Here is a 4953-nt window from a genome sequence, read left to right on the forward strand (position 1 = left end):
CGACAACATCACGGTCGATGTCGAGCTGATCGTGCCGATCGCCATGGAAGAGAAGCTGCGCTTCGCTATCCGTGAAGGCGGCCGCACCGTCGGTGCCGGCATCGTCGTCACCATCAAAGAGTAATTTGGACTTAAACCGATCTGTCGCGGGCGCGGGAGTTGCCCGCGCCGCGCCAGAACAAGGAAGTGACGCATGAACGGACAGAATATCCGCATCCGCCTTAAGGCGTTTGACCACCGCGTGCTCGACGCCTCGACGAAGGAAATCGTGTCGACGGCCAAGCGTACCGGTGCAAACGTCCGCGGCCCCATTCCGCTGCCGACGCGGATCGAAAAGTTCACGGTCAACCGGTCGCCTCACGTCGACAAGAAGAGCCGCGAGCAGTTCGAGATGCGCACGCACAAGCGTCTGCTCGACATCGTCGATCCGACCCCGCAGACGGTCGATGCTTTGATGAAGCTCGATCTGGCCGCCGGCGTCGACGTCGAGATCAAGCTCTAAGGGAATGAGAGCGCGGTAAGGGGCGGTGCCCCTGGCCCGGAACTCTAAAGGAATTGAACCGATGCGTTCAGGTGTGATTGCAAAGAAGGTGGGAATGACCCGCATCTATAACGATGCCGGGGAACATGTTCCCGTCACCGTTCTCCTGATGGAGAACTGCCAGGTCGTGGCCCAGCGCACGCAAGAGAAGAATGGCTACACCGCCGTTCAGCTCGGCGTTGGCCTTGCCAAGGTGAAGAACACGTCGAAGGCGATGCGCGGCCATTTCGCGACCGCTTCCGTCGAGCCGAAGGCGAAGGTCGCAGAGTTCCGCGTCTCCGCCGACAACATGATCGATGTCGGCGCCGAGATCACCGTCGAGCACTTCGTCGCCGGCCAGAAGGTCGATGTGACGGGCACGACGATCGGCAAGGGCTTTCAGGGCGTCATCAAGCGCCACCACATGGGCGGTGGCCGTGCAACGCACGGTAACTCGGTTTCGCACCGTACGCACGGTTCGACCGGCCAGCGCCAGGACCCGGGCAAAGTGTTCAAGGGCAAGCATATGGCTGGCCACATGGGCGACACCCGCGTCACCACGCAGAATGTCGAGATCGTATCGACCGACGCCGACCGCGGCCTGATCCTGATCCGCGGTGCGGTTCCCGGATCGAAGGGCGCCTGGATCCTGGTCCGCGATGCGGCCAAGGTGGCACTGCCGGCCAATGCGCCGAAGCCTGCCGCGATCCGCGCCGTTGCTGCCGAAAGTGGCGCCAAGAACGAGGCTCCGGCCACAGAGGGAGCGGAATAATGGATCTCAAGATCACAACGCTGGGCGGCAAGGACGCCGGCAAGGTGGAACTCTCCGACGAGATTTTCGGCCTTGATCCGCGCGAAGACATCCTGCAGCGCGTCGTGCGCTGGCAGCTTGCCAAGAAGCAGCAGGGCACGCACAAGACCAAGGGTCGCGCCGAGATCGCGCGCACCGGCGCCAAGATGTACAAGCAGAAGGGTACGGGCCGCGCCCGTCACCATTCGGCACGCGCTCCGCAGTTCCGCGGCGGCGGCAAGGCCCACGGCCCGGTCGTTCGCAGCCACGAGCACGAACTGCCGAAGAAGGTTCGCGCTCTCGGCCTCAAGCATGCTCTCTCGGCCAAGGCCAAGAGCGCGTCGATCATCATCATCGACGAGCTGAAGCTGACCGAGGCCAAGACGAAGGCGCTGATCGCGAATTTCGCGACGCTGGGCCTGACCAATGCTTTGCTGATCGGCGGCGCCGAGCTTGACAAGAACTTCAAGCTGGCGGCGACGAACATCCCCAACATCGACGTGCTGCCCATCCAGGGCATCAACGTCTACGACATTCTGCGCCGCGGCACGCTGGTCCTTTCGAAGGCCGCCGTCGAGGCTCTCGAGGAGCGTTTTAAATGACCGACCTTCGTCATTACGACGTGATCGTCTCGCCGGCGATCACCGAAAAGTCGACCATGGCCTCCGAGCAGAACAAGGTCGTCTTCAACGTCGCCAAGAAGGCGTCGAAGCCGGAAATCAAGGCCGCCGTCGAAGCGCTGTTCGGCGTCAAGGTGATGGCCGTGAACACGCTTGTCCGCAAGGGCAAGATCAAGCGCTTCCGTGGCACGGTTGGCCGCCAGAGCGACGTCAAGAAGGCGGTTGTGACGCTGGCCGATGGCCAGTCGATCGACGTCGCGACGGGTCTCTGAGCAAGGCCGCGAGGACAGAACAATGGCACTGAAAAAATTCAACCCGGTAACGCCCAGCACCCGTCAGCTGGTCATCGTCGACCGCTCGGGCCTCTACAAGGGCAAGCCCGTCAAGGGTCTGACCGAAGGCCTGACCAAGTCGGGCGGCCGCAACAATCACGGTCGCATCACCGCCCGCTTCATCGGCGGTGGTCACAAGCGTTCGTACCGCATCATCGACTTCAAGCGCCGCAAGTTCGACGTCGTCGGCACGGTCGAGCGCATTGAGTACGATCCGAACCGCACCGCCTTCATCGCGCTGATCAAGTATGACGATGGCGAGCTGTCCTACATCATCGCTCCGCAGCGTCTGGCTCCCGGCGACAAGATCGTGTCCGGTGAATCGGTCGACGTGAAGCCGGGCAATGCGATGCCGCTGGCTTCGATGCCGGTCGGCACCATCGTCCACAACATCGAGCTGAAGCCGGGCAAGGGCGCTCAGGTCGCCCGTTCGGCAGGTGGTTACGGTCAGCTGGTCGGTCGTGACCAGGGCATGGCGATCCTGCGCCTCAATTCGGGCGAGCAGCGTGTCGTTCACGGCTCCTGCATGGCCACTGTTGGCGCCGTGTCCAATCCGGACCACGGCAACATCAATGACGGCAAGGCCGGTCGCACGGTCTGGCGTGGCAAGCGCCCGCACAATCGCGGCGTGACCATGAACCCGGTCGACCATCCGCACGGCGGCGGCGAAGGCCGCACATCGGGTGGCCGCCATCCGGTTTCGCCCTGGGGCAAGCCGACCAAGGGCAAGAAGACGCGGTCCAACAAGGCGACCGACAAGTTCATCCTGCGCTCGCGCCATCAGCGCAAGAGCTAAGAAGAGGTAACGCCAAGTGACTCGTTCGATTTGGAAAGGCCCCTTCATTGACGGCTACCTTCTCAAGAAGGTGGACAAGGTTCGTGAAGGTGGTCGCAATGAGGTGATCAAGATGTGGAGCCGTCGCTCCACCATCCTGCCGCAGTTCGTCGGCTTCACCTTCGGTGTCTACAACGGCCAGAAGCATGTTCCCGTCTCGGTGAACGAGGACATGGTCGGTCACAAGTTCGGTGAATTCGCTCCGACCCGGACCTATTACGGTCACGGCGCGGATAAGAAGGCGAAGAGGAAATAATCATGGGCAAGGCCAAAGCTCCGCGCAGGCTTGCTGATAACGAAGCGCGCGCCGTATTGCGCACGATCCGTATCAGCCCGCAGAAGCTGAACCTGGTTGCCGCGCTGATCCGCGGCAAAAAGGTCGCGACAGCGCTTTCCGATCTCGAATTCTCGGCCAAGCGGATTTCCGGCACGGTCAAGAAGACGCTGGAATCGGCAATCGCCAACGCGGAAAACAACCACGACCTGGACGTCGATGCACTGATCGTGGCGGAAGCCTATGTCGGCAAGTCGATCGTCATGAAGCGGTTCCATGCCCGTGGCCGCGGTCGCGCCAGCCGTATCGAGAAGCCGTTCTCGCACCTCACGATCGTCGTTCGTGAAGTCGAAGAAAAAGGGGAGGCCGCATAATGGGCCAGAAAGTCAATCCGATCGGTCTTCGCCTCGGCATCAACCGCACCTGGGATTCGCGCTGGTTCGCGAACACCGGCGAGTACGGCAAGCTGCTGCATGAGGACATCAAGATCCGCAAGTATCTCGAGAAGGAGCTCAAGCAGGCTGCCATCTCGAAGGTCGTGATCGAGCGTCCGCACAAGAAGTGCCGCGTCACCATCCATGCCGCGCGCCCGGGTCTGATCATCGGCAAGAAGGGCGCCGACATCGAGAAGCTTCGCAAGAAGCTGATGGAGATGACGAAGTCCGAGACGCACCTCAACATCGTTGAAGTGCGCAAGCCGGAGATCGACGCGACCCTGGTCGCCCAGTCGATCGCCCAGCAGCTCGAGCGTCGTATCGCGTTCCGCCGCGCCATGAAGCGTGCCGTTCAGTCGGCGATGCGCCTCGGTGCCGAAGGCATCCGCATCAACTGCGCCGGCCGCCTCGGCGGCGCCGAGATCGCGCGCATGGAATGGTATCGCGAAGGCCGCGTGCCGCTGCATACGCTGCGTGCGGACGTCGACTACGGTACGGCCGAAGCGCACACGGCTTATGGCATCTGCGGCGTCAAGGTCTGGGTGTTCAAGGGCGAGATCCTTGAGCATGACCCGATGGCTTCGGAGCGTCGGGCCAGCGAAAGCGATGCAGCGCATGGCGGTGGTGGTGATCGCGAACGCGGTCGTCGTCGCGAAAACGCCTGAGACATTTAGGAATTTGGAGTTAGAACGATGCTGCAGCCAAAGCGCACAAAGTTCCGCAAGCAGTTCAAGGGCCGTATCCATGGTACCGCAAAGGGCGGCACCAACCTGGATTTCGGTGGTTTCGGGCTGAAGGCGCTTGAGCCGAACCGCGTCACCGCACGTGAGATCGAGGCGGCCCGCCGCGCGATCACCCGTGAAATGAAGCGCGCTGGTCGCGTCTGGATCCGTATTTTCCCGGACGTGCCGGTCACTTCGAAGCCGACCGAAGTCCGCATGGGTAAGGGCAAGGGCGCGGTCGATTACTGGGCGGCGCGCGTCAAGCCAGGCCGCATCATGTTCGAGATCGACGGCGTCAATGAAGAAACCGCCCGTGAGGCACTGCGTCTCGGCGCGGCCAAGCTCTCGGTCAAGACGCGCTTCGTGCAGCGCATCGCAGAATAAGGACGGGCTGATCATGAAAGCCGAAGACATCCGGACCAAGAC

At 62.2% G+C, this 4953-nt stretch carries 9 protein-coding genes and 1 pseudogene; all 10 read left to right on the forward strand.

The annotated features are described in order from the left end of the window. A pseudogene (gene tuf / locus EN932_RS29180) lies at window positions 1-124 on the forward strand (elongation factor Tu); the annotation flags it as partial. A 69-nt stretch (window positions 125-193) separates the two neighbouring features. Beyond that, complete coding sequence (gene rpsJ, locus EN932_RS29185) at window positions 194-502, forward strand: 30S ribosomal protein S10 (RefSeq protein WP_010909272.1); 309 nt, start codon at window positions 194-196, stop codon at window positions 500-502. 61 nt (window positions 503-563) lie between these two features. Next, the gene (rplC, locus tag EN932_RS29190) at window positions 564-1292 is read left to right on the forward strand and encodes a 50S ribosomal protein L3 (RefSeq protein WP_013531422.1); all 729 of its coding nucleotides are present in this window, start codon (window positions 564-566) and stop codon (window positions 1290-1292) included. Then, complete coding sequence (gene rplD, locus EN932_RS29195) at window positions 1292-1912, forward strand: 50S ribosomal protein L4 (RefSeq protein WP_013531423.1); 621 nt, start codon at window positions 1292-1294, stop codon at window positions 1910-1912. The genes rplC and rplD overlap by 1 nt, the downstream gene beginning before the upstream one ends. After that, complete coding sequence (locus EN932_RS29200) at window positions 1909-2202, forward strand: 50S ribosomal protein L23 (protein ID WP_013531424.1); 294 nt, start codon at window positions 1909-1911, stop codon at window positions 2200-2202. The genes rplD and EN932_RS29200 overlap by 4 nt, the downstream gene beginning before the upstream one ends. A gap of 22 nt (window positions 2203-2224) precedes the next feature. Continuing rightward, window positions 2225-3058, forward strand: a complete 834-nt coding sequence (gene rplB / locus EN932_RS29205; protein WP_024505067.1) for a 50S ribosomal protein L2 — start codon at window positions 2225-2227, stop codon at window positions 3056-3058. Window positions 3059-3074: 16 nt separating this feature from the next. Continuing rightward, window positions 3075-3353 (forward strand): 30S ribosomal protein S19, encoded by a 279-nt coding sequence (gene rpsS, locus EN932_RS29210; protein WP_006205463.1) that lies wholly within the window; start codon window positions 3075-3077, stop codon window positions 3351-3353. Window positions 3354-3355: 2 nt separating this feature from the next. Next, the gene (gene rplV, locus EN932_RS29215) at window positions 3356-3745 is read left to right on the forward strand and encodes a 50S ribosomal protein L22 (protein ID WP_006205462.1); all 390 of its coding nucleotides are present in this window, start codon (window positions 3356-3358) and stop codon (window positions 3743-3745) included. Then, window positions 3745-4470, forward strand: coding sequence for a 30S ribosomal protein S3 (rpsC, locus tag EN932_RS29220; RefSeq protein WP_013531426.1), 726 nt, complete (start codon window positions 3745-3747; stop codon window positions 4468-4470). The genes rplV and rpsC overlap by 1 nt, the downstream gene beginning before the upstream one ends. A 27-nt stretch (window positions 4471-4497) precedes the next feature. Further along, the gene (gene rplP, locus EN932_RS29225) at window positions 4498-4911 is read left to right on the forward strand and encodes a 50S ribosomal protein L16 (RefSeq protein ID WP_013531427.1); all 414 of its coding nucleotides are present in this window, start codon (window positions 4498-4500) and stop codon (window positions 4909-4911) included. Window positions 4912-4953: the final 42 nt, after the last annotated feature.

Origin of the sequence: Mesorhizobium sp. M7A.F.Ca.US.002.01.1.1 (genome assembly GCF_004022955.1) — a bacterium.
Taxonomy (GTDB): Bacteria; Pseudomonadota; Alphaproteobacteria; order Rhizobiales; family Rhizobiaceae; genus Mesorhizobium; species Mesorhizobium ciceri.

Bases quoted from the DNA above. Each gene is read 5' to 3' on its own strand.
- rplC (WP_013531422.1), top strand. From the start codon at position 564: ATGCGTTCAGGTGTGATTGCAAAGAAGGTGGGAATGACCCGCATCTAT.
- EN932_RS29200 (WP_013531424.1), top strand. From the start codon at position 1,909: ATGACCGACCTTCGTCATTACGACGTGATCGTCTCGCCGGCGATCACC.
- rplP (WP_013531427.1), top strand. From the start codon at position 4,498: ATGCTGCAGCCAAAGCGCACAAAGTTCCGCAAGCAGTTCAAGGGCCGT.
- rpsC (WP_013531426.1), top strand. From the start codon at position 3,745: ATGGGCCAGAAAGTCAATCCGATCGGTCTTCGCCTCGGCATCAACCGC.
- rplD (WP_013531423.1), top strand. From the start codon at position 1,292: ATGGATCTCAAGATCACAACGCTGGGCGGCAAGGACGCCGGCAAGGTG.
- rplB (WP_024505067.1), top strand. From the start codon at position 2,225: ATGGCACTGAAAAAATTCAACCCGGTAACGCCCAGCACCCGTCAGCTG.
- rplV (WP_006205462.1), top strand. From the start codon at position 3,356: ATGGGCAAGGCCAAAGCTCCGCGCAGGCTTGCTGATAACGAAGCGCGC.
- rpsJ (WP_010909272.1), top strand. From the start codon at position 194: ATGAACGGACAGAATATCCGCATCCGCCTTAAGGCGTTTGACCACCGC.